The 26,913-nt window shown below is 47.3% G+C and carries 23 protein-coding genes; 12 read left to right on the top strand and 11 right to left on the bottom strand.

Translation table 11 applies throughout. The annotated features are described in order from the left end of the window. Positions 1–92 precede the first annotated feature (92 nt). From ACLVWU_RS12410 to ACLVWU_RS12400, 3 genes are read right to left on the bottom strand one after another with little or no spacing between them, the layout of a single operon-like run. Complete coding sequence (locus ACLVWU_RS12410; RefSeq protein ID WP_413575056.1) at positions 93–1,961, bottom strand: ABC transporter ATP-binding protein; 1,869 nt, start codon at positions 1,959–1,961, stop codon at positions 93–95. Continuing rightward, complete coding sequence (locus tag ACLVWU_RS12405) at positions 1,954–3,741, bottom strand: ABC transporter ATP-binding protein (RefSeq protein ID WP_413575054.1); 1,788 nt, start codon at positions 3,739–3,741, stop codon at positions 1,954–1,956. Before ACLVWU_RS12405 ends, ACLVWU_RS12410 begins: the two co-directional genes overlap by 8 nt. Continuing rightward, positions 3,738–4,364, bottom strand: coding sequence for a 2OG-Fe(II) oxygenase (locus ACLVWU_RS12400; protein ID WP_413575053.1), 627 nt, complete (start codon positions 4,362–4,364; stop codon positions 3,738–3,740). The genes ACLVWU_RS12405 and ACLVWU_RS12400 overlap by 4 nt, the downstream gene beginning before the upstream one ends. Before the next feature lie 31 nt (positions 4,365–4,395). Between ACLVWU_RS12400 and ACLVWU_RS12395 the strand changes: the two genes are divergently transcribed. Next, positions 4,396–5,910 carry a flavin monoamine oxidase family protein gene (locus ACLVWU_RS12395; protein ID WP_413575052.1) on the top strand — a complete coding sequence of 505 codons (1,515 nt, stop codon included), beginning with the start codon at positions 4,396–4,398 and terminating at the stop codon, positions 5,908–5,910. Here ACLVWU_RS12395 and ACLVWU_RS12390 read toward each other — a convergent pair. The 3 genes from ACLVWU_RS12390 to ACLVWU_RS12380 form a co-directional block, all read right to left on the bottom strand. Then, positions 5,902–6,414, bottom strand: a complete 513-nt coding sequence (locus ACLVWU_RS12390) for a hypothetical protein (RefSeq protein ID WP_413575051.1) — start codon at positions 6,412–6,414, stop codon at positions 5,902–5,904. The genes ACLVWU_RS12395 and ACLVWU_RS12390 overlap by 9 nt on opposite strands. Position 6,415: 1 nt before the next feature. Continuing rightward, the gene (locus ACLVWU_RS12385) at positions 6,416–8,122 is read right to left on the bottom strand and encodes a hypothetical protein (RefSeq protein ID WP_413575050.1); all 1,707 of its coding nucleotides are present in this window, start codon (positions 8,120–8,122) and stop codon (positions 6,416–6,418) included. A gap of 183 nt (positions 8,123–8,305) precedes the next feature. Beyond that, on the bottom strand, positions 8,306–9,160 hold the full coding sequence (locus tag ACLVWU_RS12380; protein WP_413575049.1) for a hypothetical protein: 855 nt from the start codon (positions 9,158–9,160) through the stop codon (positions 8,306–8,308). A gap of 214 nt (positions 9,161–9,374) precedes the next feature. On the opposite strand from ACLVWU_RS12380, the gene ACLVWU_RS12375 reads away from it, so the two are divergent. After that, positions 9,375–9,923 carry a YceI family protein gene (locus tag ACLVWU_RS12375; RefSeq protein WP_413575048.1) on the top strand — a complete coding sequence of 183 codons (549 nt, stop codon included), beginning with the start codon at positions 9,375–9,377 and terminating at the stop codon, positions 9,921–9,923. 3 nt (positions 9,924–9,926) lie between these two features. Here ACLVWU_RS12375 and ACLVWU_RS12370 read toward each other — a convergent pair whose 3' ends face one another. Next, positions 9,927–10,598, bottom strand: coding sequence for a hypothetical protein (locus ACLVWU_RS12370; RefSeq protein ID WP_413575047.1), 672 nt, complete (start codon positions 10,596–10,598; stop codon positions 9,927–9,929). Between the two features lie 8 nt (positions 10,599–10,606). After that, the gene (locus ACLVWU_RS12365; RefSeq protein WP_413575046.1) at positions 10,607–11,779 is read right to left on the bottom strand and encodes a hypothetical protein; all 1,173 of its coding nucleotides are present in this window, start codon (positions 11,777–11,779) and stop codon (positions 10,607–10,609) included. 79 nt (positions 11,780–11,858) lie between these two features. On the opposite strand from ACLVWU_RS12365, the gene ACLVWU_RS12360 reads away from it, so the two are divergent. The 3 genes from ACLVWU_RS12360 (at position 11,859) to ACLVWU_RS12350 (ending at position 13,787) form a co-directional block, all read left to right on the top strand. Continuing rightward, positions 11,859–12,533: a PilZ domain-containing protein gene (locus ACLVWU_RS12360; protein ID WP_413575045.1), complete on the top strand. Its 675-nt coding sequence runs from the start codon at positions 11,859–11,861 to the stop codon at positions 12,531–12,533. A 152-nt stretch (positions 12,534–12,685) separates the two neighbouring features. Continuing rightward, complete coding sequence (gene folE, locus ACLVWU_RS12355; RefSeq protein ID WP_413578792.1) at positions 12,686–13,330, top strand: GTP cyclohydrolase I FolE; 645 nt, start codon at positions 12,686–12,688, stop codon at positions 13,328–13,330. Between the two features lie 166 nt (positions 13,331–13,496). Continuing rightward, entirely contained in the window at positions 13,497–13,787 is a 291-nt protein-coding gene (locus ACLVWU_RS12350; protein WP_413575044.1) for a hypothetical protein, read from the top strand. Positions 13,788–13,853: 66 nt separating this feature from the next. Here the strand turns inward: ACLVWU_RS12350 and pepN are convergent, their stop codons facing one another. After that, a complete protein-coding gene (gene pepN, locus ACLVWU_RS12345; protein WP_413575043.1) occupies positions 13,854–16,466 on the bottom strand; it encodes an aminopeptidase N in 2,613 nt (870 codons plus the stop codon). A gap of 26 nt (positions 16,467–16,492) precedes the next feature. On the opposite strand from pepN, the gene ACLVWU_RS12340 reads away from it, so the two are divergent. The 6 genes from ACLVWU_RS12340 (at position 16,493) to ACLVWU_RS12315 (ending at position 22,052) form a co-directional block, all read left to right on the top strand. Then, a complete protein-coding gene (locus ACLVWU_RS12340; protein WP_413575042.1) occupies positions 16,493–16,849 on the top strand; it encodes a VOC family protein in 357 nt (118 codons plus the stop codon). A 73-nt stretch (positions 16,850–16,922) separates the two neighbouring features. Further along, a complete protein-coding gene (locus ACLVWU_RS12335) occupies positions 16,923–19,067 on the top strand; it encodes an FUSC family protein (protein ID WP_413575041.1) in 2,145 nt (714 codons plus the stop codon). Positions 19,068–19,141: 74 nt separating this feature from the next. After that, on the top strand, positions 19,142–19,729 hold the full coding sequence (locus ACLVWU_RS12330; protein WP_413575040.1) for an alpha/beta hydrolase: 588 nt from the start codon (positions 19,142–19,144) through the stop codon (positions 19,727–19,729). 71 nt (positions 19,730–19,800) lie between these two features. Next, the gene (locus tag ACLVWU_RS12325) at positions 19,801–20,361 is read left to right on the top strand and encodes a hypothetical protein (RefSeq protein WP_413575039.1); all 561 of its coding nucleotides are present in this window, start codon (positions 19,801–19,803) and stop codon (positions 20,359–20,361) included. A 178-nt stretch (positions 20,362–20,539) separates the two neighbouring features. Continuing rightward, positions 20,540–21,574: a hypothetical protein gene (locus ACLVWU_RS12320; RefSeq protein ID WP_413575038.1), complete on the top strand. Its 1,035-nt coding sequence runs from the start codon at positions 20,540–20,542 to the stop codon at positions 21,572–21,574. Positions 21,575–21,584: 10 nt separating this feature from the next. Then, positions 21,585–22,052 (top strand): hypothetical protein, encoded by a 468-nt coding sequence (locus ACLVWU_RS12315; RefSeq protein ID WP_413575037.1) that lies wholly within the window; start codon positions 21,585–21,587, stop codon positions 22,050–22,052. A 66-nt stretch (positions 22,053–22,118) separates the two neighbouring features. Here ACLVWU_RS12315 and ACLVWU_RS12310 read toward each other — a convergent pair whose 3' ends face one another. Both ACLVWU_RS12310 and ACLVWU_RS12305 read right to left on the bottom strand, forming a co-directional pair. After that, positions 22,119–23,285, bottom strand: coding sequence for a bifunctional 2-methylcitrate synthase/citrate synthase (locus ACLVWU_RS12310; protein WP_413575036.1), 1,167 nt, complete (start codon positions 23,283–23,285; stop codon positions 22,119–22,121). Positions 23,286–23,428: 143 nt separating this feature from the next. After that, a complete protein-coding gene (locus ACLVWU_RS12305) occupies positions 23,429–24,556 on the bottom strand; it encodes a DUF3943 domain-containing protein (RefSeq protein WP_413575035.1) in 1,128 nt (375 codons plus the stop codon). Positions 24,557–24,783: 227 nt separating this feature from the next. On the opposite strand from ACLVWU_RS12305, the gene ACLVWU_RS12300 reads away from it, so the two are divergent. Further along, entirely contained in the window at positions 24,784–26,850 is a 2,067-nt protein-coding gene (locus tag ACLVWU_RS12300; RefSeq protein WP_413575033.1) for an AarF/UbiB family protein, read from the top strand. The last annotated feature ends 63 nt before the right edge of the window (positions 26,851–26,913 follow it).

Below are 26,913 nucleotides of genomic sequence, written 5' to 3'. Positions count from 1 at the left end.
GTAGCTGAAGTCTTAGTTTGTCGCGTGCCTTGAGGAGTACTCCAATACATCGGAAGCGGCAAACTTTTAATTGAGGGGGCGCGCAGATTTATTTAAACAAGTTCGGTCTTTTTGAAGCGAGGCAGGATCTCCTGTGTCGGACCCAACTCAACGATTTCCCCACTCTGTAACCATAAAATCCTATCACACTTGGCCAGAGTAGATAAACGGTGGGCGATGATGATCTGTGTACGATCAGCAAATAACTCCTCGGTGGCCCGGATCAGGATTTCCTCAGACTGTGGATCCACAGAACTGGTGGCTTCGTCCATGATCACAATAGGCGCCTGCTGCAATAGGCAACGAGCCATGCACAAAAGCTGGCGTTCGCCCAAGGATAAATTCTTACCGCGTTCTTCGATTTTCATATCCAGACCCAAGGCCTGACCCTGTACCCATTCCAGAAGTCCCACTTTGCGCAGGACCTCGAACAGGTCCTCTTCCTTGTGGTGACCTTCGATATCCAGATTAAATCTAAGGCTGCCTTGGAATAGAATGGGTTCCTGAGAAATAAAGGCCATCGATTGACGGTACAGATTCAGGTCTACGCCCTGATCTTGTTCATTTATTTTTGGAGCGTTGCCATTGATTGTAATCTGACCCTTCGAAATCGGGTAGAGGTGAAACAGAGCCTGAATCAAACTGGATTTTCCAGAGCCGGTACGCCCCACGATGCCCAGACGCTCGCCCGCTTTGACTTCAAAATTCAGATTTTTTAAAACCCAAGGCAGGTCATCGCGGTAACGGAAAGACAAGTCCTTCACTTCCACCGAGGCGCTGCTATTTTCAGTCAGACGACGATGACTTAGATACTTTTCCAAAGTCGGGGAGTAAACCGGATGGCCGGTTGCGAATGTTGCCGAAGAGGGCAGGTAATTCCCTTTTTCGATTTCCATGCGCATATAGTGATCCAGGCGCTCGACGCCGATCATTGCCTCTTCGAATTGCGTTAACCACTCAAAGAACATTTGCACAGTATTTCCAGAAAGTGTGATGAAGGTGAATGCCACGCCGACGGAGCCGATGCTGGCCCAGCCTTTTTCCACCATGAAGTAGGAAGCAACACCAGTGATCAAAAGAAGCACAGCGGTCATGCTGTTCATTTGAAATGAAAAGCTAATCAGCTGGCGTGTGGTGTCCAGTTTTTGTCCCAGGAAGTATCTATCCAAACTTTCAAAGCGTTCAGTGAAAGATTTCTGACGACGGAAAGAACGAATGGTCGAAGCACCCTGAGTGGTTTCCGCAAAGTGAGCAATACTTGGCGAGCGGCTGGCCGACAGTTCACGACGGGCTTTCCTTAATTTTTCCTGGTTTAATTTATAAACAAAGAAATTCAAAATCGCGATGAAGGCCACCAGAATCAGGAACACCGGATTTGCTATGGTGATCAGAATGGTCATCATGATCAGATCAAAAATGATGGACAGAAACTCGGCCAGGGGGCCGCCGAATAAGCGAAATACGTTGCCATAGTCGCTGGAAAAGCGAGTGATAATTCGACCGGCCGGAGTGTTGTCATAAAAACTCATCGGCAGGCGTGAGGTGCGTAAAGTCACTTCGTCATAAAAACTGGAAATCGCCTTGGCCGATAGACGGGAAAAGCCTACGCGGAAGATCAATGTAAGAACGAAACCCGCAAGCGCCATCGCCAGTAAAATTCCAATGATTTCCTGGGAGGTGAGGCTCGATAAAGGAGACTGTTTGCCAACCAGGCTGTCTACCCAGTAACCGATCACGTTGGTATTGCCCAGCAAAAGACCTCGCCCAATGATACCAAACGCCAGGCACAATCCGATGCGAATCAAAAACGGTGCGTAAGCAAAACGCAAAGTTTCATAGATCGTCTTATTGTAGCCACCTTCTTTTTTGACTTCACCATCAGAAAGATATTTGGGTTTGGTTGCAGTTTGTTGGTTAGCCACGGGAACCTTCGCTTTCTTTTTGTGCGGTGGCTTCTTTGGCAACCGTGGTGGTGTATTCGCGGAATTTTTCATTTCGCGCCAGCAGTTCCTCAAAGGTTCCTTGATCTATAATGCGCCCATCTTCCAGGAATAAAATCCGATCCACACGATTCAGGGCGGAAAGGCGATGCGTGACCAAAATACGAGTGCGATCCGCCCAGGCACCCATCAGCAAAGTTTCAAAAAGTTTGTGTTCAGTGTCCACGTCGACGGCACTTAGGCAGTCATCCAACAGCAGTATCGGAGCATTGTGATAGTGAACGCGGGCAAGGCTCACCCGTTGACGTTGGCCACCGGAAAGATTTACTCCACGTTCGCCGATTTCAGTTCCCAGGCCTTTTTCCACACGCTCAGTGTTTAATTCAAACTGTGCAAGCTTTAAGGATTCTTCCACCATGTTGTCACGATCCGGATCGATGTCATAGACAAAGGCAACGTTCTCACGAAGTGTGGCACTCATGATAAAGCCCTCTTGTGGGACATAAGCGAAGTTTTCGCGGACCTGGTTTCCGTCCTGTTGAAGGGCATCCTGATTTCCGATGCGATATTGTTGAAAGCGGGCCCCGGTTTCACGAAGCAGGGACAGCAGCAACATTGATTTGCCAGAGCCGACTTCGCCAACGACAGCGACAAACTCGCCATCCTTGATGTTGAAATCAATGCCTTTAAGAATGTGACGACTGCCGATGCGCAGATTCAGGCCTTGAACCTGCAGGGCATACTTTTCATCCAGGGCCGTTTGCGCTGTGACCTTATCATCCACTGCAGCTGTCTGGTTATTCTTCGTGTTGAAGAATTCCTCTAGACGTTTCAAGGATGTCCAGGAATCAAAGGCAAAGGTAAAAAACCACGGCATTTGGCGGAAGGGGCGGGTCAAAAAGATTCCGACGATCCATAACAACGCCAATATTTCACCACTGGTTAAAGAGTGTTTCGAATAAAAAACCAACGAACCCAGAGTCACAACATTCAGTACAAAAGTGATCGACGAGGAGATCGCATTCATCATCTGACCATTGGTCACCATCAAAACACGATTGCGGGTTTCCACTTCACGTTTGGCGAAAATATTTTCCTCAAAGTGGTGAATCCATCCCAGAATTCGAATGGTGCGGATGTTTTGAATCCATTCGTTCACCAGGCCAATACGTTCCGCTGCCAGTTGTTTGAAATTAAAAAAGAAACGGGACTGGCGAAAAGCCATAAAGGTATTCAGGCAACTGATAACCACCATAACCACTACTGTTGGCCAAAGTGGAACATCGAACAGCAGTGAAATGGCGAACGGTGAAATTATCAAAGGAAACAAAGTCGAGGCACCGGCGGGCAAAGTCTGATCCAGAAAGACCGTCGCCCCAGGTACGTCAGTGGCATACAAAGAAACGATTTCACCAACCGGGCGATGGCTCATGGTATCCACTCGCAGGTTCAGAGTTTTTGCGTAAAGTCTTTCCGCAAAAACTCTTTGCATGTGCAGGGCTTCTTTGGAGCTGAGATAGTTGGTCAGCTGATTGAATGCCTGAGAAGCCAATACACACAAAAAAGCAGAAAGGATAAACCACAAAGGGGAGCTTACCTGAAACAGATGCAGTTTGGTTTCCACCCCTGTTAATTGATCGATGAATTCTTTTTGAAAGAATGGCGCCAAGATTCCAAAAACAGTAGCAAACAAGGAGCAGGCCAGAATAATCAGGCGAGCATAGGGACGGGTGAATACGACTTCAGAAAACAAAGATCTCATAATGCATCGTCCCTAAACCACCCGGTTAAACTCAGGCGGGGAGTGAGGCTTTTTTCCACTTGGTGCGGAAAAAGATCACTGCGAAAAAATATCAAATGGCCCAAGCGGGGCTCCACGCGAGCTAAAAGCTCTTCGGGTCTTTCCGGACTATACAGACTCAATTCGCCGCCATGTTCTTTTTGCCAGGACTCATTGAGATACAGCACGAAAGTGATTTTACGATGACTCGCACCCCGTGGATTGTCGATGTGCTTTTCATATCCCGCTTGTGGCGGGTAAAAGGCAAAGTGACTTTCCACACGTTTTAATCCCAAAAAGAAAAACCGGTTCAGCTCCTCGCGGATTGTCTCCAGACAGTCTAGGAACTGCTTCTGAATTGGTGAACCATAAGCATCCAACCACAAGGTGTAGTCACCACGAACTTCTGCTGCGGTGATTTTGTTTCCAGAAGGTCCGATCGAAGCTTTGTTAAGCTGACCTTCGGAGTAGAGTTTATGACACTCGTGGGCGAGCTGTTTGCAGAACTCGGGAGCAAAGACCTCTGCAGAGAGAGCCCAGTTATTTTCCGCCAATTTCTCGAAGGAATCAGTTAAAGATGAGAGATTGATTTGCTTCTGTTCCAAAGTGTTGCCATTCTATTCAGGTGAGGGATTGATGGCAAAAAGTTCTTTAAATCGCCGCGAGTTTTTAAAAATTTCTGCGCTGAGTTCAAGTGGCTTGTTTGTTTCGGGGGCATTAGCAGGCTGTACAAGTCTGGATCGTCTTTTCACCGGCGACAAGCGAAATCTTGATGGTGAAGTGGTGATTCTGGGAGCGGGAGCTGCTGGATTGGCCGCGGCCTACACACTCAAGAAAAATAAAATCCCTTACCGCCTATTTGAAGCCTCCTCACGTCTGGGCGGTCGCGTTCAGTCAGTTTCTGTGTTTCCAGGCAAAGGACCCATCGCAGAACTGGGAGCAGAGTTTTTTGAAGAATCCCACAGGACGGTCTTTGCCTTGGCAAAAGAGCTTAGTCTTAACACCGTGCAGTTGAAGACCACCAAGGGTTTTGAAGCGCATTACTTCCGTTTCGACGAAAAAAACTATCGGGTTCAGGATATCCTTCCCAAACTGAAAACTCTGACGGCACCACTGCGTCGCGTGCGAGCGGATTTGTTCCGCAATTCCGAGGCGATTCTGACATATCAAAATGCGCAGGTGTACGATCGCGCTACCTATTATGACAGTCTGTCGTTAAAGGATCTTTTGAATTCCTGGGCCAACGAAGTTGATCCGGTCATTTTGGAACTGATTGAAAGTCAGGCGGTGTCACGCTTTGGAGTAGACGCTGATGAGCAGTCAGCGCTGCATTTTCTAAGCACTCTGGATTCCGAGGGCAGCAGTCTGTTGAGCGGAAGAAATACCTACCGACTTGAAGTAGGGATGACGAACTTCATGCAACTGATGGGCACGCGCGTGGCGGGGGTTATTCCTGATAATAGTGTGAAAATGAATCACGCCCTGGTCGAGATCTCGGAAAAAGAAGGTGTTTTCAAATTGGATTTTCAGACCCCTCAAGGACGCCAGGAATATCAGACCCGACATATTATTTGTACACTGCCTTTCACGAAACTGCGTGAGGTTCACAACATTCAGTCATTGAGTTTTTCGGATACTAAAAAAGAGGCGCTGGCGAATTTGAGTTATGCGACTCACAGTAAAGGCGTTTTGGGATTTGATTCTGCGTTCTGGTTGAAAAAGCAGGGGGCGGTTCCCGCGAATCTTGGGAATTTCACAGGTGATTTTTTGACTCAAAAGTTTTGGGACAGCAGCCGAGAGCAATCCGGCACCCGTGGACTGCTGAGCTATTCTCGCGCAGGGAAATCCGGATTGCAGGCGGGGGCCGCGGCTGAAGGTGAAGCCTTGTTTGATCTGGATTTGTTTTATAAAAACCTGCCTGAAAAGGCTCAGGTTCATCAAATGGTGAACTGGAAAACACGTCCCTGGGCGGGGGGCTCCATGGCCTACTATAAAAAAGGTCAGTATATGAAGTTCCGGGGAGCCGCCGGAGAGGCCGAGTACGGAGGGCGATTCTTATTCGCCGGAGAGCACACGAGTTTGAAATTCCCGGGCACCTTGAACGGTGCCCTTGAAACGGGAATTCTCGCGGCAACGTCGGTCTTAGTTTAACTTAACCGGAAGTACGGCTTTATCACCTTTGGAAGTGATGAAGCTGTCGACGTCGGATTTGTTGATGGCGTTGATTTTATTGCGCAACTGGTTCGCCGTTTTCGGCATACCTTGCGGAGATGTGCCATCCGCATTCACCCAAGAGTAATTCTGTTGCGGAGACACCACAAACACCACGATGTTGTAAGAAGGGCGGAAGCCCTCTTTTTCAACCTGCACCTGTGGCAAAGTCACAGTGTCGCCAGTGATATAAACTGTGCGGGATTCTTTTACCTGGGAAATATTCAATTGCGAAGCATCTGTAGAGATGAAAGGTCGAGATCCAACAGCGTAAAGAACTGTGAGGTACTGACCTTTATAATTTCCCAATTGAGTGACTTCGATGGATGGCACTGCTTCCAATTTCGCTGCTTTTGCAGATTTGGAAGAAAAGGAGCCGCTCATCAGGCCCAGGCCGATGATCAAAGTCAAAGCATTGATGGCTGCAAGTTTAAATGATTTCATACTATAGTGCTCCTGCTTTCGCATAATCCAGGTACATAACCAAATGTCCGTTCGGATCCATGATGACGCGATTAATATCTAATTTAAGTCCTAAAATTTCCGGAGGAAGTGGGAACGCGCCAGGAATGGCTTCGTCTTTGTTCTTCCAGCCCGCGCATTGCTCGCGAAGCTTGTCTTTGATTCCTTCGCGAACTTTGCCTTTCAGGAGTTTGCCAGCTAGCGAGAAGTATTTGTCATCCATTGCCAGAGTTTCCGGATCAATGGAGTACAGCACTAGCTGCATGCCGCTCTTATCCGCCATTTGACGTAATTTTGCAATGATATCGAATTCGACAACGATCTTTTCTTTTAGGAAAATGGAATCCGGCTTATTTTCGACGGAAACACGCAACTTAACAAAGGTTTCGTTGCCCTTTAACGGCATCGCTACTGGCGCTTTTACATAATCAATCAACGGCGCGGCCATCATTCTCAAAGTGGAACCATCTGACATCGCGATTTTTTCGAAATTACGGCGTTCAAAGGAAAGCTGCATGATGCGGTTGATAAGACCGCGATCCAAGCTTAAGCCAATGTCATAGTTTGGCTGTGGCACCAGGCCCCATGTGACCGCACCACGGGACTTGTCCTTTGTGCGCGGTGTGCTGCGAGGGTTGATCGGGTCTTCCGCATAAGCTCCCAAAAATACATTCAAAGAGTCGTTAAGACCGATGTTCTGCAGACGCAGGCCCCATTTGAAGTCGGGACGGTTGTCGTTAGGTTCTTTACCCGGAGGCACCATGTTCTGAACCTGATCCAGATTCCCGGCCAAAAACTGTTTCGCTTTTTCATTGAGCATCGTCGGCAGCTGAGTGCGTGCGAAATTGCCCAGATTTTCACGAACGGAAGTCAGGATAGCCGGAGCTTGTTCGATGAACATTTTGTCGATTTCAGCATTGTTCAGCAAAAACTTTTTACCATTGATTTCAATTGCGAATGTAGGCACCAGAAGTTTTTTATATTCAAGCGAAACGGGGATGGTGTCGAGATTGTTTTCCACGTCCAGGGCTTCAAATTCCAGATGCCCATAGGCGTTCATGCGCAGGTAAAAAGGCAGACGAATTTTTAGTGGGTGCTTGTCGTCTCCGGCAGAAAGACTGACGTCTTCTGCGCCAATTTTACCTAAGAATTCGTTATTCACATCCCATACTTTGACAGAGTTCGTACCGATTGTCAGATGTTTGACTTCAAGTTCAATCGCAAGGATGGCACCTTCGCGCTTGCCCAGTTTTTCCATCAAAGCACGATCCGTCACCAAGGAGAATCGCGAAAAATTCGCAACGAATCCGGATTCGCCGATCTCAATGGTGGGGCGGTGGTCTTTCAGTGAAAATCCAACCAGCCATTTCGTCAAAAGATCACGAACCTGCTTGTACATTTTGACGGCTTCACCATTTTCCTGAGCATAGTCGTCAGGATTGATGGGCTTTTCAAAAGTGTATGCCAACGCCGGGAAGTAACCCTCATCCAGTTTGACACCCAGATTTCCCAGAATTTTGGATAGCTTGGTATCGAATAGATTCATGCCTCGTGCAGTTACGTGAAGCTGAACGGCATTGTTGATCACGTGTTCCTGCATCAGATAGGGATCTGTATCCATGGCGCGTGCCTGGAGGCCAGAAGCTCCAATCAGCAGTGGCAGTAATATTTTCGATGATCTACGAAGCACTTGCGACCCCTTTGGGAATATTAGTTCTGCCCAGGGCTTTGCAAAGGTAGTACCGACTCAGATGGAATAGGTTGGTGCTTGAAGTAAGTTCGCCTCTAAGAAGTGACTAAAACTTGAGCGAGAGGGTAAAAACGAAAAAAGCCCCGCAGAGGCAGGGCTTTCGAATAACTTCAAAGAGGAGGCTTAGAAATTCCAGCCATATCCCGCGCGCAGGATCATCTGAGTGGCAGAGGACGTGTTGTTATCCGGGAACATCGCATAGTCGAACTGAATCGGCACGAAAGTTCGTCTGTCCAAGTGCCAGTCCACTCCCAGAGAGCCCACGATAGTTTGGTTCGTTGTAATTTTTGAGGTGTCCAATACGTTAGAGGACTTTTGCATCGCAAATAGGAATCCTAGACCACCACCCACAGTGAATTCCAGAGAGGAAGTGCGGAATAATGAGTAGCGGATCAATGCATTCAAGCCCAGATAACCAAGTTCAGCTGTACAATTTGAACCCGCGATACAAGTACCGCCCGAGAACCCAGAGGGAGCTTTGCCTGAAACCGTCAGTGACTCATAACCCACCAGGGCTTTCACGCTGATGTTCTTGTCCAGATAAGTTTGGTAAAAACCATTTACGTTAAAGCTTGAACCGGTCATGGTCATCGAGGAGCTGGATGACTTTACGTCCATCGAGCTGTTTGCCATACCACCCATAATACCCCAGGCACCTTTACCGCCGGAAGTGGCGCGAGCGTTGTTAACTTGGCCAGGGTCTGCACTCATACGGCCTTGGTATCTTTGTAGTGATTGTCCAGCCGCTGCAGAGCCTTTCGAAACTGTGGCGATTGCACGTCCACCTTGGACTTTGGAAACTTGAATCAAGCCGCGTTTTTTGCCGGAACTATCAATTGAAAAATACTGATCACCCACCAGGGCTGTATCGCCTTCAAGGTCAATCAGGGCTTTTCCGCCCGAAACTTTCAAAACCTTAGCGGCGTTAGCAGTAAGTGAAAGGCACAGTAGTATCAGTGTGGTTGCTAGTGTTTTCATGTGAACCCTATCGACACAAATTGGGATTATCTTAATGTCTGGACGAAGCACTGTGTTCCATCTCAGAATGAGATTCCCCGAATGAAAAATGCGGTTGGGGAACTGGTCTCTTGTCTGGAATTACCAGGAATACTATTTTCGACTCCATAGGGTGCAACTTTTGAGTAAGCTGTGTATGATTTTAATACCAGTCAGTAAAACTAATGGGGGATAAATGAAATCGATTATTGCAGCAGCAGTGGTAATGTTTGGTGTTTCAGGTGCTTTCGCTCAATCCGTTGTGATTGATGTGACATTAAATCCGATGGGGGATTTCAAAGCAAAGACCAATCAGGTAAAAGGAACTGCACAAGTTAACGGCGACGAAGTTTCAGCGCAAAACATTCTGGTAGGAATGAAAAGTTTGAAAACCGGTGTCGAGCTTCGTGACAAGCACACGCAAAAATATCTGGAAACAGATAAGTATCCAGTGGCGACTTTGATTTCCGCAAAAGGCAAAGGCGGCAAGGGCACTGGTAAAATCAAAATTAAAGGTGTTGAAAAAGACATCTCTGGTACTTACAAAGTTGAAGGCGGTCTTTTAAAGGCAGAGTTTGAAGTGAATGCTTCAGATTTCGGTATCAAAGACATCAACTACATGGGTGTTGGGACTGAAGATGTTGTAAAACTTCACGTGGAAGTTCCAGTTGGCGCGGCAACAGTTGCAGCAGCATCGGCAGCTCCCGCTAAAGCAGCACCAGCAAAAGCGAAATCTGGAAAATAGTATTTAGAATCGGTAGTTCAAACCGATTTTCCAAAGATAGGCTCCTTCATCGAGGGGGCCTATTGCTTGATAGAAATCCCAATCCGTAAAAATTCTTAAAGACAAATCAGCCATGATCGCGGCATTCGTTGATTTTGCAGCTGAAGAACTGACGTCACTTGTGGATGGCAGATCCAAACTGCGATGATAAATGTAAATCGTCCCACCTAAATTCACCTGATCACTTAATTTCCAAAACGCACGGGGATTGATTCCGTAAGTTTTAAATGTTTGGCGATCCACTTTCACGCCGTTCGCAAAGGGCCCGCTGTTGGCGCGACCCGCGCCTATCAGGGCGCCGATGCTCCAACCCCATTGGGCCTTTTCAAATTCCCGTTCAACAGTTAGTCCGGCACCATTTAAACTCATGTTGGATGATTCGCTGCTGCCACTTTGCGTGACCGACAGTTTTTCATTCCACTGCAGGCTTGTCAGTCCGATGATCCAAAATTCACCGGGATCTGTCGGTAAGCGTTTTGCGCGGGGACGCATGGAATTGTTTGCATCTGCGGGTGTCGTTTCCGAAAACTCCGCGGGAGTTGTAGTGTCCTGAGCAAAGGGATCTTCTTCCTGGGCTTGTCCCAAAGCGACGCTCAGAAGAATACTTAGGAAAAGAATTTTACTTAAGTTTTTCATAAGTGCTCCTAGTAAGACACATGCACTTGAGTTTGTAAAAGCCACGAGTCATCAACGCCGGTATTTTCCAGATTGGTTTTGCCATTGCTTAGTCCCAGGCGAAACTCGGTACGTGGCAGGGGAAATGCCAACAAGCCAAAACTGTACTTCAGATTTTCCGCAGACGAATTTTTAATATCATCTTTGGAGTGCTCCAGAGTCGTCAAAAGATTGTAACCCCGAGCCAGGTAAACCATCGACTGCACCCACGCATAAGAGCCCAGCACCGGATCCAGTCCCATGCCTTTGCGAGTTTGCTCTTTTAAGCCCGCCTCGGCCAAAAGGGATGTCCCTTTGGAAAGTCCCATTCGCGCGGTTAAGCCAGCCAAGCGCCAGCGTGTCTCATCCGATTCCGACGCCAGCACCGAGCCGCCCACTTTGAATTTTTCATAGATTTGATATTCACCGGTTACCGCAACGCCTTGCTGGCGTTTTTCAGGCTCAGTGTAAACACTGCCGAAAAATGGATTTACGGCGATATCCCAAGTCGGATAAGTGAAGTGAGCCATCACCCCCAGGGATTGACCGAACTGATCCAGGCCCACATTCGTGGCCGGGAAGCGGTTAACAGCCGTGTGGTCGACGTTTCTGATACCGTAAGCCTTATCCATTTGCCCCGCGTACCACCACAGGTAATTGCTTTGCTTGAATCGCAGATAGAATTCCTTGGCGTACATGGTCCACTGATCGATCGTCGTTTCCGGAATGTCCATTTCGGCATAGCTGGCCGTGGTGATCAGCGTGAAGTTCTGTTTCTTATCAAAGAAGAAATTCAGATTTAAATCGTTTTGCATGTTCACCCAACGGTTCACTTCGTTGCTGCCATTAGGGTTGCGCTGAAAATAAAGTCCGCGGTATTTAATACCAGGACGGAAATACCAAGGCAGCTGTTTTGAAACCAAAAAACCCGAGGTGTTGGCGATGGCCTCTTCATCCATGCTATCGGGAAACACGGCGCGGGACGTGATTTCCTGCGCAAAGAGGGCTCTGCCGTAGTCATTCAGTGCGCCTCCTCCCACGCCACTGTAATGGCAGGTGATGCAAGAAGAATATCCATAACTGATGAAATCGGGATAAGCCACGGCTTGTTTTGAAACTAAAAAAGCACCGATAAAATAGAGGAAAAAACTAAGTTGTCTCACAGTTAAACAGTCTATTAAGAACGAGCAGGGAAGCAACAAAAAACTGTATTCCCACATTCGTGCTGCCGATAAGAAATCCATGAGAAAAACGATAGGTATCACACACGGTCCATGGGTTATTATACCGGCGGCTTTCACATTGATGGTGATTCCAGTGATGGATTTCACAACAATGCACACGGGCACTACCGGAACCCTGGAAACAGTAGGCTGGCTTGTGGCCTTTGCCGCAGGAATTAGTTTTTTAATACGCCATAAACTGTTGTGGCTTATCGGGTTGGTTTTTTGCGCGCTTTTTATTGCGATCAATTTGTCGCACCTGGTGTTCTTTCAGGATCCTCCTTTAAGTGCTGAAGTTTCTGTTTTTAAAATCGTCAGTACCGTGATTGTCGGTGGCATTGCGTGGTTGTATTTTTCCAGATCTCCGGATCTGGATCGTCGCCAGCATTGGATTGAACAAACGGCGCATCGCTATTACGTCGACATTCCTGTAGTCCTTATGGGCAAGGAAGACTGCCGTATCCTGGATTTATCCTATACCGGCACCCGGGTGCTGGCTCCCCAGGCCCGCCAGAAGTTTAAAGTAGGGCAGATGGTTTCTGTCGAGATCCCGGATATTGATGACATCCTTTGCCAGGGCAAAGTTATTGCGGTTTCCCATAGTGAAATTCGAATTCACTTTGTGGATACGTCTGACCATGAAAAAGAACTCATTCGCCAGTGGCTAAGCAGTCAAAATTTGCAAAGTGTTTAAGCTTTCGCTTCCTTGAACGGCTGTTTTAGGGCATAAGAAATCATCTTTGGATTCCAATCTACAGGCAGGTCATCGTGGCTAAAGCAAAAGCTAAGAAAATCACTAAAAAGGGCGCTGGAAAAAGCACTCCTAAAAGAGTCGTTGATTCTGAAATTGAACAGATTCTAAGCACCAAGGATATTCTGGATAATGTGCGCCCAACGCCGATGATCAATAACGGTCTGACTAATGAGCAAAAGATCGAAAAGATCACTGAAAAATTCACTGAAATTCTGGAAGTTCTCGGTTTGGACCTGGAAGACGACAGTTTGGCTGACACTCCAAAGCGTGTGGCTAAAATGTATGTGAACGAAGTGTTCGGTGGCTTGGATCCTCATAAGTTCCCTAAGATGACAGTGATCGATAACAAGATGAACTACGATCAGATGATCGTGGTGCAAAATATCGAATGCTTGTCATTCTGCGAACACCACTTGTTGCCGATCGATGGCTTCGCAACAGTGGCTTATATCCCGTACAAAAAAGTTATTGGTCTTTCCAAGATCAACCGTATCGTTCAATACTTTGCCCGCCGTCCGCAAGTGCAAGAGCGCCTGACCAAGCAGATCGCAGATTGTTTGCAGTACGTATTGGATACCGACCACGTCGCGGTCCATATCAACGCCAAACACTACTGTGTGATGATGAGAGGTATCGAAGACACTCACAGCACCACAGCGACCTCAGACGTTCGTGGGCACTTCAAAACACTTCCGGAAACCCGCGAAGAATTCCTTCACCACTGCCGCTTGAAGTAGTTCTCAAAAGTGAATCGGCCTGACATTTTTTGATACTTTGACAGGGGCCGAGGTGGGCCTCGCATTGTAAAGCAATGTATGCGTCCTAGTGTCCTTTGTGAGGGGTCTTTCTTTTGCTATTCCAAAGCTGAAAACAAGAATTCGTCAAAAACGAGGGTTTCAGTTTATGAGAAAGATCATTTGTACACTTCTGGTGATGATACTGCCTTTAGGGGCCTTCGCCGACAATTCCACGGACTCCAAAAGCCTGGAAGCCTATCTGGCCTACACCAAAGAAGTCGCACAGGTCGACTCCTACATCCGTCAGGAAGTGGAAGCGTTGGCGGTGAAGTCAGCGCTTTCTGCGAATCATCCTGATCGTCTTACGCATCAACAAAATATTCAAAAGGCCTCCGAATACAAAGCCGTTCTTGCTCGCCAAAATTCTCTGATCTCATGTCAGCATATCTTTAAATAAAAAAACCACGGTGCTTAGACCGTGGTTTTTTGATCTTCGGCCCACATTGGTGGGCTTTCAAAATTCTTACAGAGCGGACTGTAGCAGTTCGCGGGAGTTTTTTGACATTCCCGGGACATCTACCATGCGCTTGATCTGCTTCATGGCCTGAGCTTTTAGTTCTGGTTCCAGCTTACCAACGAAGTTGAATGCCGAGCACAAGCGTGCTGCCACTTGCGGATTCTTCGGATCGATTTCAATAATCATATCCGCGATGAATTCGTAAGCCTTTTCATTGTTGAAGCTTACAAGGTTCGTCGTAAATGCGCGCAATAGCGAATACACGTTATTCGGGTTGTTGATGTTAAACGTCGGATTCTTAGTCAAAGCTTTGATCTCGCCCAAAATATTTGGACGGTGAGCGATGGCTTGAACCGTAAACCACTTATTGATCACGACAGAATCGTTTTTCCAGTTTTCGTGGAAATCCGCCAGAACTTTCTCGCGGTGAGTGCTTTCTGAATCTGCCAAAATCATCAGCGCCGTCATACGGTCGGTCATGTTTTGTGCTTCCCAGTACTGCTTATTCACCATTTCGTAAATTTCCGGATCGTGCAGATCAGCCAAATAGTGCAACGCTTGATTTTTTAGCAGGCGCTGACCGAACACTTTGGTGTTGCGGCTTTTTGGCTCCACATTGTGGAACTTTTTGTAAGTCGCAAGCAATGCAGCCTTGTTGCCTTTGGCAATTTCGCGGCGGATAGTCTGACGAGCCAGATCGAACGCTTTCGGATCCAGAACCGGTTCCATTTGGGCTAGAACCGCAAGGCTTGGCAATTGCAACATCTTGGCTTTAAAGGCTGCATCCATTGAATCATCGTTCATGACGGCGTTCATGGCCTTTAGGAATCGCTCATCGACTTTCAATTCCTGACCATTGCGGGCTTGCTTGATCAAACCTGACATCAAACGCAGAGCCAGTTTTTGTGCCATCTCGCGACGGTTGAAAGAGTCCGTGTCTTTTTCCATTAGGAAGTAAAGATCTTCTTCGGAAGCTTCCCAATTCAAATTCACCGGGGCCGAGAACTCACGCAGGATGGAAAGTACGGGACGGGATTTGATACCCTTGAAAACGTAACTTTCTTTTTGTGACTTAAGTTCAATCACATGCTGGCCATCACTGTTTTTTTCAACTTTTTCGCAGTCCAAAGCCAGTTCCTGACCGGACTTATCCAAAAGGCCCATCATCAATGGAATATGGAAGGGCTCTTTCATAGTCTGACCCGGTGTTGGCGGGCAGGACTGTTCAAGGCTTAGGTGGAACTCACCTGTTTTGTCATCATAGCGTTCCTGCACAGAAACCACCGGTGTACCGGATTGGTGGTACCAGCGTTTGAATTGCGTGAAGTCTTTGCCGTTGGGTTCAGAGATCGCCGAAGCAAAATCTTCTGTCGTCACAGCCTGACCATCATGACGTTTGAAATACTCATCCATACCTTTGCGGAAGCCCTTGCGACCGACAATTGTTTGCATCATGCGGATCAACTCAGATCCTTTTTCATAGATCGTCATCGTAAAGAAGTTATCAACCGCCATGCAGGATTCCGGGCGTACCGGGTGTGAGTTAGGACCGGCATCTTCTGCAAACTGACCTGTGCGCAAAGAGTCCACGTCTTCGATACGTTGTACCCCACGGTCTGTCATGTCAGCGGAAAATTCCTGATCACGGAAAACCGTCAAACCTTCCTTCAATGACAACTGAAACCAGTCACGCAAAGTGACACGATTTCCTGTCCAGTTATGGAAGTATTCGTGAGCCACAACTGATTCAATGGCATGGAAATCAGAATCAGTCGCAGAATTTGAGTCCGCCAATACCAAGCGGGAGTTAAAGATATTCAAACCTTTATTTTCCATCGCACCGGCATTGAAATCATCAATCGCCACGATCATGTATTCATTCAAATCGTATTCGCGACCGAAAACCTGCTCGTCCCATTTCATGGATTTTTGCAGGGACTCCATCGCATGCCAGCAGCGGTCTTGTTTACCGTGAGCAGCGTAGACTTCCAAATTCACTTTGCGACCTGATGCCGTTGTGAATGTATCGCGGATCACACCCAGATCTCCGGCTACCAATGCAAATAAATAGCATGGCTTTTTGTGGGGATCACTCCAGTAAGCTTTGTGGCGGCCGTTGCCCAGGTCTTCAATTTTAATGCGATCGCCATTTGAAAGTAGAACGGGATATTTTGCTTTATCAGCTTCAATGGTCACTGTGTAGGACGTCATCACATCGGGACGATCCAGGAACCAGGTGATTTTACGGAACCCTTGGGCTTCGCACTGAGTACAGAAGATACCGTTGGATTTATAAAGTCCTTCCAGGGACGTGTTGTTCTGTGGTTCCAATTGAGTTTCAATTTCCAGAATGAATTCGGCTGGAACAGACGGGATGATCATTTCTTCGGCTGTCAGTTGGTATTCTGAAGTTGTTAAAATCTTGTCGTTGATTTTAACGCTCACCAGTTTTAGTTCCTCGCCATTTAAATGCAATGGAGCGCCCGCTGTTAGGGATTTGATTTTGGATTTTGCGATAACTCGACAAAAGTCCTCATTCAGAATGAAGTCGAGGTGAACGGACTCCACAGAAAAAGCAGGGGCTTTATAGTCCTTAAGGTAAATTTTCTCTTGTTTCATAGGTCCTCGCTTCTGATAATAGAACAATGAGTTTGACCCTGACTTCTATCACAATTAACACTGCTCAGCTACAGAACATGCTGAAATTTTACAGCCATTTGGGCCTGAAATTTCAACAGACAAAAGTGGATAAGGGCAGTGAGGTGCACCGTGCAATGCACGATGGGGTCGAATTCTCACTGTACTCCCTGCCTGCCGCGCAGAAGTCACAGACTCCCAGTCTTCAACTTGGATTTCAAATTACAGGAATGGAAGCCGTGATATCCAACTTGGTGAGCGTGCCAGGGGCTTTGTTAATTTTGGATCCTACAGAGATGCCAGACGGTATGAAAGCCATCATCCTTGATCCTGATGGTCATTCTATCGAACTTTGTCAGAAATAAGATTCACATTCCATAGTTTTTCAGCCAGTTTTCAGTGCTTGTTTACTCTGCGCAGAGGAGTAGCATTGAAACCATGGCAGAATCTAAACCCCGCTCGTTTTGGGCACCTCTTTTCGCATTCGATCGTTCCCGTTTAGACTTATGGGTTGCGTCACGTGGGGCTTTGGCGGTGGCCATCGCGTTGATGATTGGTGTTTGGCTGGATTCCACCACGATTGGTCTGATTGTCGTGATGGGTGTTTTGAATGCCTGTTTTTCCGATAATTCCGATGCCTACGCTTTCCGGGCCAAGCGCATGGTTCGTGCTGCGTTGGTCACTGTGGTTTTGGTTTTTCTGGCGTCTGTTTCATCTTCGAATTTTTACGTGTCATTGCTCTTGATAACCTTGATCGCGTTTGCCGCAGGTTATGTCATTATTTTCGATACGGTGCTGGGGGACTTAGGAGTGGTCGCCATGAGTACCTTTGTAGTGTTCAGTGCTCATCACGTGGATCCCTCGCAGGCATTTCATTTAAGTTTGTTCGCGCTGTTAGGGGCGGGCATTCAAATGTTGCTGGCTTTGGTGTTATGGCCCTTGCGACGTTACCGTCCCGAGCGTCGCGCGCTGGCGAGTTTTTTTAACGATTTAAGTTCTTTGTGTGATTTGCAGTTTAAGCCCGAGGAAGTCCCGGGAGGAAGCGCGCAAAGTATCGACACGCAAATCAATCTTGGAGCCATTTCTCAGGACATCCGTCCCGAAGGGCGTCGCTTTCGTTCGCTATTGACTCAAGGAGAGCGCCTGCGCTTGGGCATTCTGTCTTTGGGCAGACTGAAGAATCGTATTGAACGCGAAAATAAAGGGAATCCCTCCGTGGATATCATCGCGGACTTCCTGACCATGGAGAAAATGCTTCTGCAGAAAGCTTCCATAATTATCGCACGTGAGGAAAAGGTTCAAGAGGCCCGGGAATATTTAAAAGCCTTGGAGGTGGATGTTGCCAAGGTTCGCGACAGCGACTTCAGTAATCAGTCCATGTTCATGAAAGTGGTTCTTAGCGATGCTCTTCGCCAAATGGAAAAAATATTGGGGCAATCCCGCGCCGTGATCGAACTGGCTGCACGAACCACAGAGGCCGGGATGATAGAATCCGAGCGCACTGAAAATGCCCGTCCATGGCGTTTTCGATTCCGCGGGATCTGGGCCACTCTGCGGGCGAACTTCACATTTCAGTCTCCAGGATTTCGCCATGCTCTGCGCCTGTCGATCTGTGTGGCGATTGCGGAAATCGTGGGGCATCTGTTTTCCGCGCAACGTGGATATTGGATTCCAATGACCGTCGCCATTGTTCTAAAGTCCGATTACGCGTCGACCTTTCAGCGGGGATTCTTAAGAATGGGCGGCACCATCGTGGGGCTGCTGCTGGCGACAGTGCTGTTTAGTATTTTTCCGATGAATCAGTATTGGTCTATCGGATTAATGGTGGTCTTTGCTTTTCTGATGCGCTGGGTGGGGCGGGCGAACTATGGGATTTTTGCGATCTCCGTCAGTGCGGTCGTTGTTCTGTTGATTGCGATGACTGGAGTTCCTCCTCAGGATGTAATCTGGGATCGCGGCCTGAATACAATCATCGGTGGCGTGTTAGCAATTCTGGCTTACTTGCTTTGGCCGACGTGGGAGAAAACTCAACTGTCAGAGGTCGTGGCCAGAATGCTTGATACTTATCGCCGATCCTTTCGGGCCACTGCAGGACTGAGTATTTCTGAAACGGGAGTTTCGGTGCAGGAGCGGGATCAGTTGCGGCAGCAATCCCGTGTGGCTCGATCAGAGTACATGGCATCCATGGATCGCTACCTGTACGAGAGGGGATCCACCGATAAGGATCGGGAATTCCTGGCAGGTATCACGGTGGCGGGCAATCGGTTTGCGCACGCTATGGTGGCCATAGAGTCAGCGTCGCCTTTTGCGCTGGATACTTTGCAGCAGCAGATATTCAAGCGCTTCGTTCGGGATATCGAAGTCACTTTACAAAATCTGTCAGATGCTTTGCGTGGCAAGGACGTTTCCAATAACGAGTTTCCGGATTTGCGACTGTCCTTTGTAGAGCTTGAAAAAATGCGGGGAGAAGAGGGACGTCATGGTTTGTTTTACGATGAAACGGATCGCATGACGAACAGCCTTAACACCTTACGCGAGTTTGTGATGCAAAGATTGCAACAAAACCGCCAGCAGTCCAAGTAGCTGACTGTATAACCACATAGGACTTACCCTTTAACTGCGACCAGTTTTAGAATGGAATTTAAGGGGAGGTCTTTATGAAAGTCACCGTCACCTTTAAAGCCCAGGACCGTCTGTTGGAAGCCGGCCTTTTTATTCCCGAACGAAATCAGGATGAAGAACCTCTCGCCGCGATACTTATCGAAGGCGCCATGACAGGTGCCGGGCCAAAGTTTGCAGAGCAGGTGGGGCGTAAGCTTTGTGATGAGGGTTACGTGTGCCTGGTTTTAGATCATGCGTTTTATCGAGATGACAATCGCTCCCCCCATTCTTGGGAGTCACCCAGTAAGAGGGTCGCGGATATCCTTGCCGCATTAAGTTTTTTAAAAGACAACAACGTCGTGAACCCGGAAAGAGTCGTGGCTTTGGGAGTGAGTGCCGGGGCCGAATATCTGGCTCAGGCTTTGGAGCACTCTGATCTATGCAAAGGCTTTGTGGTCATCGATGAGGATCGTGACAACGAAATCGATTTTGCGGCTCGCCTGGATATCCCATCCGTCAGAATTGCGGATTATAGCTATGAGCTTGCTGCCGAGGATGCCGCAAACTGGATTGGAACCTTGTTGCAGCACCCGGTGCCCTTGTCACATCGTGATTTTGCGGCCTGGAATACGTTCAGTGAATAGCTGTCTCATACTGAAACAGGGCACGGCTCTTGTATTAGAGTCTCTGTAAGATCGAGCGAAAGGGTCTACAGATGATGTTGTCCAAGTTCAAAGTTGTTGTAATGGTGGTTCTTGTGCTTTCCATGGGCTTATCTGCAGCAGAGGCTGCAGGGAAGAAGTCTCTTATCAAAATGGGACAGACAAAAAAGGTCTCCACCGTGAGCAAAAGCTGGCAACGTTATGTTATCAACGATATTTATGCCGCCACAGCGTCGGCTGAAAATCTGGATGCACAGATAGAGCCCTTGATGAATGCAGAGGGTTTTGGTGTTTGGCAAAAATGGAAGCGCGGAATCAATGAAGCTAAATTGCAGCAGGATTTTACCAAGGATTTAAAGCAGCATTTGAGCATCATGGCGGTGATATTTAAGAAGCATTCCCAATATAAAAAATTTGATCGCGTGACCGAGTTTGAATTTCAAAATCTGGTTCGTCGCAGTGATTATATTCTTTCGCTTCCGGTGTCCCGTAAGGCTGTGGAAAGCAGTATCGTGAAGGCCGGTGTGGCAGCGGATTTCAAGAATGTGCTTTTGGCCTACAATAAGGAACGCATGCAGTTCGATTCCAAATCCATTCAGTTGGCTCGTAACTGAGCCATTAGAAATCTCAATTTGTGATATAAGAATTTATTTGTATACCACCCTATTTTAATCGAGGTCTGTAGGGAATTTGACCTTTGACATAGGAAGCTCTGGCCCCCTTTGATATCATTAGGATATGGGGATTAGGACGTATTTAATCATAACCGTGCTGATTGCGGGCGCCATTTTTGTGGGTGCCCTGGTCCAATTGGCACCCCGGTCCTCGGCCGCCTCCGTCGTTTCTCAAGTCAAAAGCCCTGTTCAAAATAAGCCCACCACTGAGCGAACTCCTGCCGCAACAGCCAGTGATCTATTCTGTGCGAAAAGCTATGATGCCATTTGCAAATCTCCACCGGTCAGTGATCCCACAGGAGAAACTTCTTTGGATTATCGGGGAGAAATCCGGGCGCTCCGAATCCTAAGAAAGATCGTCAGATCGAATCCTGGCTGGACAACCGAGCAAATTGAAAACGAGCTGGTTCAGCAGATTTATACCGAGGATCGCAAGAATAATCTGAGTCGAATTTTTGAAACTGTTCGCGGGCAGATGCTGGAGTACATCCACCAGCAACCGGAACAGGTTTTTTCTGAGCACGACAAAAATGTTCTGGAACAACGAATTCGCCAGGTGCAGCTGGATTTGCCGGTGAACCGCGAGACCTATTCCGATGCCACAGATCTTTATACCAAAAGCGAAATCTATTACGAGAGCAACAACGAGGGCTTAATGCGGATTCGTGTGGGTGGGGCGTATGTGCTGAATACCACCTCTGAGTTCAGTATTGTCTTTACGATGGCGCATGAGTTGGCTCATGCCATTGATCCCTGCAGTGTGAAGGCAGCGCAAATCAATCAGCGGGTTTATGACGAATTGGTAGTGTGCTTTGTTGGCAGTCAGTGGATCACCCGTGAAGAAGCTCAATGCGGAAGTAAGGACAAAACGGCCGAAGTATTTGCGGACTGGATGGGGGCCGAGATTCTGGCTCGCTCCATTAAGAATCGTCCCAATTACAGTCTGCAGGACAAGGTGAATGCCTCAATAAATGCTGTTCGGGATTTGTGTGATGACTCTTTGGGATATGAGAAAGTAAACTTGGATTACTATCCAACGGATGTGATTCGTGTGAAGGGCATATTTTCCAAAAATGGCCTGCTAAGGAAAGAGCTGCAATGTGCGAATACAGCTCCAGCCCAGCCGTACTGCCGTTTTGAAATGCCAAGATAGAAGGGACGCAATGAGAAAACCACATTTGTTCCTGGGAAAGTTAAGCTTGCTGTCACTGTTAGTGCTGTCAGCGTGCGCGACGCCAGCGAAAAAAGATGACAATTTTATTTCACCTGATGCGACGGCGGTACCCACGAACTCCATCAGTATCAACTATGCTCTTCGTCAGAATGTGTACTTGTTTGAACTGAACTCCCAAGGGGGCCGTGAATTTGACGCGAAAAGTGCGGTGAATGAAAAGGTCATTGAAAAGCGCAAGATTTCAAAAGAGCACTATATCTCTTTCGCCAATCGTATTTATGATTTTGCCGAAAAGTATAAGGATAGTAAATCAGCTGACAGTGATTGTCGCAGTCCCTTTAAGATTCGCATGGAAAAGAATGGTCAGGTCTCGGAAGTTGAGGGGTGTCGCACGAATGACACTGGGGAACTGGGTAAGATAATTCGCGAGGGCGAGATTCTGTTTTATGCCCAATAAGTCAGGCCAAGATGCGTAGTAAAAAAAAAGCCCACTCTTTCGAGCGGGCTTTTTTTATGGGAAAAATTAATTTCTTTCAGACAAAGGAACAACTTTGCGTTGTTCAGCACCCACGTACTCAGAAAGAGGACGGATGATGCGGTTGTCAGCAGTTTGCTCCATGATGTGAGCAGACCAACCAGTTGTACGAGCCATAACGAAGATCGGAGTAAAGAAGTCGATCTCGAAGCCCATCATGTAGTATGCAGGGCCCGCTGGGAAATCCAGGTTAGGGTAGATCTTTTTCTTATCAACCATAACTTTTTCCAAAGCCGTGTACATTTGCATCCATTTTTGTTCGCCAGTTACGTCAGCCATAACTTGTGCGTACTTTTTCATAGTTGGAACGCGAGAGTCACCAGAGCGGTAAACGCGGTGACCGAAGCCCATTACTTTTTTCTTTTGTGCCAATGCATCGATCATCCACTGTTCAGCCTTGGCTGGATCAGCGATTTCTTTCATCATATGCATAACCATCTCATTCGCTCCGCCATGCAAAGGGCCTTTTAAGGCACCGATACCCGCAACAGTTGCAGAGTAGATATCAGATTGAGTTGAAGTCACAACACGTGCTGTGAATGTAGAAGCATTGAAGCTGTGTTCAGCGTAAAGGATCAAAGAAACGTCGAATGCTTTAACAACTTCTTTTTGAGGTACTTTACCAAAGCACATGTGGAAGAAGTTTTCAGCCATCGTCAAATCAGCTTTTGGAGGAATGAAATCCAAACCTTTTTTGAAACGGTAGTCAGCAGCAACAGCTGTTGGGATTTTCGCCAACAACATCATCGCTTTGTCCAGGTTCGTCGCTGGAGATGAATCCCAGATACGAGCGTCTTCAGCACCCAAGAATGATACTGCAGTACGGATTGAATCCATTGGATGACATTTTTGTGGAAGTGATTTGATCACGTTCAACAAAGTTGCAGTGATGTCGCGGTTTGCGCGTTCTTTTTTAGTGAAGTCAGCTAGTTGAGTTTTGTTTGGCAACTCGCCATTGTACATAAGGTACGCTACTTCTTCGAAAGAGCAGTTTTCAGCCAAGTCTTGAACTGGGTAACCGCGGTAGATCAAAGAGTTTGTGTGTGGGTTAACTTTAGATACAGAAGATGTATCCATTACCACGCCATCAAGACCTTTTTTTACGTTCATTTTTTCCGGTTCTGGTACGTAATCTGGATTAATATATTCAGCCATAATTTCCTCCGAATTCGCCGCCAAAAGGTACTCCGTACCTATTGGCGGCGCATTAGTTAAAGTAAAGTAATGGCTCGAGGCTAGTCCTTGCTCCCTGAACCGTCAAGCGGTCCAGGGGAGGGAGCAGTGTGGCATATAGGTTTCTAGAAGCGGAATTGCATTTCTACGCCCCAGACATTTCCGCGTTCAATTCCTGCGGTCGTCGCCGGAGCTTTGCGCACTGTCAGTTGGGCTCTAGCTTCCTGAATGACTTCAGAGCCCATTAACTTATTGATGTGCTCGGCCGCAACACCCATTGGATTCATAACGATCATTGCGAAGGCACCCAGTTTTTCAGAGCCCAAAAGTTTGCCCTTGTTGGCTTTGATTTTTTGTTCAGCACGGTAAAACAACTCACCCAAAATAGATCCTACGATTGGTGTTGCAAACAAGTCCTGAATGGACGGTTGCTCGGCGAATGCTTCCACGCCAAACTCCCAGAAGAATGTCGACATCAATACCGAGTAACCGAAAGATTGCATCGCACTTAAGCCTTCGTTACGTGCGACTTGGTAGTAAGCTGCGCCAGAGTATGGATGTCCGATGTAGTTGATCATCCAGTCATCTTTATCCATGTGTGGACCGGCTTTGATGTTTTCCTTCCAGCTTTTTCCAAGATTTTTCATCTCGCTCTTGTCCCAGTTCGTGAAGCTCTCTGGCATCATGTACAGGATTCCGGCGATACCCAAGGCCGCAAGTGCTACGTTACGAGTTGCAGTCACGATATTCTTTTCAGTGGAAGTGTATTTCTTAATATTCAGTTCACGCGACCATTCGACTTCGCTGGATTCGCTAAGGACTGTCACTGTGGCGATAGGCTTTTGATTGTCCACGACACACAGACCCTTCACATCATTCATCGGCTTCAAGGTCTTATTGTTTTGCAGCTCTTTCTGAATTGCCAGGCAGGCATCCTGATCCCGAGTGTCGATGCTGATCACTTGCCCTTTAAGCATCATGCGCTTTTGATCATCGGTTGCTTTTTCGCGGGCCAGGCGCTCGATGTCAGCTTTAGTATAGTAGCGGCCCTTGTTATCAATAATATCGGAAACGACATCCTTAGGTTGGTTGCCTTTGTGAAGGTAATCCATGGTGCTTTTATTCCAGTCAATCGCGGCTTTCGGCTGGGCTGCTGTCTTAACATTGGCCAATGGCGCAAAATTGCCTGCCACCGCGGCGTTAACCTGCAAAGCCGCTACACCAAATGTAATATAACGAAGAAGAGACTTCATATTGGGCACTCCTTAATCTAAAAAAAGCTGACAAGGCAACAAGTGCAAGAGAGTTACCAAAGGCCCCCAAAGCTATTTTATGCGATTTTAAGGTGACGCTTGAGGGCTATTGATCAGTGTGTGAACACCCGAAGTGCACGCTGATTTTAGATGGAGCGGGTGTGAATACTGCATATGTCGAACATGGTTGATTCTCGGTTTTCAATTTGAATGTGCAGGTTGTTTTGATGAGTCGGATTCTGAAATTGTCCTTTATTATATTGTTCAATCTGTGGGTTGCAGTGGCTTTTGCTGTTCCCCAAGATGTCGGACTTTATTTGTCGTATGAACAACGACTGGCGACGACCTTTGCACTTATGGCTTCCGGTGAAGACTCCGCACTGCAGGAAAAATATCTGGATCGGGGAGTTGAGTACTTTAAAAAAGTCGCCGAACTTCCAGTAGCGACCGTCGAAGTTAAAAGTTTCAAAGAGTTCCTGAGTGCATTCAAAGGCTCTTGGCCCAACACCCACAGTGTGGCGCTGGATTTGGATATTATCGTAAAAGAAGCGCCGAAGGCGCGTCGGTTATTTAAAGCCTCAAGCTCAAGAGTTCAAAATCAAATCGATTCCTATATTGAGTGGCAGCAAGAACAATTGAAATCTATGAACTCAAGTTCTGGTGGTAGGTCTCCGACTTTAAATCCCGCGGATTTGGCGCAGGCGGCGATCTTGATGCAAACTGAGGCTGGGAAAAAGCAAGTCCGACAGATGTTCCTTCAGCACAATGATCAGTTTTTTCAGAGCCATTTAAAAGAGTTCGACCGTATCGGTGAAAAAGTCGCGACATCGGGATTGGCCAAGTCAGACGATAAAGTCGCCAAGATTGTGATGGAAACAATTCTGTCAGAGTATTTTTCGCGTCTGTCTTTGGGATCTAAAAAGCTGATTGTCTCTTCATTTCTGGGGGGAGACCTTCAGACGAGCGACATGCAGAAATTTGAAGTGATGGTTCAGAACTCTGGTCCGCAGTTGCAAAAGCTATTGCAAGTGGTGGCTCGACAAGGAGGACTTGATCCCGAGATGCTGCAAATCTTCAAGCGACTGGAAGATGCAGTTCGTTCAGTACCATACCATCAGGTAGAGCAGCTTTTGATGAATGAGAAGCAAAACTACGAATTTACCTACTTTGAGCGAAAACCCCTGGGCGTCGGTACAATGGCTCAGGTTCATCGCGCGAAAATTCTGGTCAATGGTCATCGTCAGGATGTTGTGGTTCGCTTTATTAAGCCAGCAATCGATCAACGAGTTCAGGAAGACGCTCGCATTCTGGCAGAAGTTGCCACTATTTTGGATAGTAATCCTGAATATCTAAAATCCGGCATGCCCAAGATGGCGCCCCTGGTTGCAGACATTACGGCGACCGTCACAGCTGAGCTAAGCCAGGAAGATACGGTCGCCCGTCAAAAACTTGCAGCGACCCGATATAATCAGGAAGTCTTTATGAAGACTGATGGATATAAAAACGTGGTTGAGTTTCATGTACCTGAGATTTTCGCTCCCGTTGGTGGCAATTCCAAATTCATGGTTCAGGAAATGGTATTTGGTAAAAAACTCGATAAAGAGGCGAAGGACTGGCAACAGGTGGCTCCTAAGTTAAGAGCGGGAATCGTGGAAGAGCTGGTTCGGTTGTGGGGCACAGAAGCCTTGTTCGGTTCGGGCTTTTACCATTCCGATTTGCATCAAGGGAACTTCCTGGTTCGTTTCGGCGAAGAAAAAGTCAGAGTGAGTCTTTTGGATTTCGGTATGGGCGGACAGATTTCCCCGAAAATGCAGCAAAGTATTTTGCTTTTGGAGTCTGCTTTGTCTTTGCAGAATGCAGAACTGATCCATCGGGCCTTGTGGGATATCAGCCATAAATCCGGCAATTCAGTAAGTGAAACGCAGTTTAAGTCTTTGGTTGATGCCAAGGTAAAAGGCGGTTTCAGAACTGCTGATGATGTTTCAACAGAGGAATGGACTAAGTGGGCGATGAACCATGGTCTGCGCCTGCCGTATGATTTTATTAATATCAATCGTGGTATTACTATTCTAAAGAAGCAATTGCAGGACAGCGGCAGTACAGAGACATTGCGGACACTTGTTTCTACAGAGGCTGTAAAAAGGCCGGTGAAGATTTTAAGAACCTTAGTCGGCAAGGATTTATTGTCTCCTTGGGAGCTAATGAAGGCGGGAGTGACTACGTTATTTAAGCCACCATTGCCTCCAGCGCCCGTGCCCGCGCCAATTATTTCCTGCCAATCTGTATTCAATTAAATAAAACCGGTGAGGAACCGGTTTTTTCTTCCTGCATCATAAATACTATGATGTTTATGGCTT

Origin of the sequence: Bdellovibrio sp. HCB290 (assembly GCF_047305925.1) — a bacterium.
Lineage (GTDB): Bacteria > Bdellovibrionota > Bdellovibrionia > Bdellovibrionales > Bdellovibrionaceae > Bdellovibrio.
The sequence above is the reverse complement of the archived record's forward strand: the minus strand, read 5'-3'. Positions and strand labels throughout refer to the sequence as shown.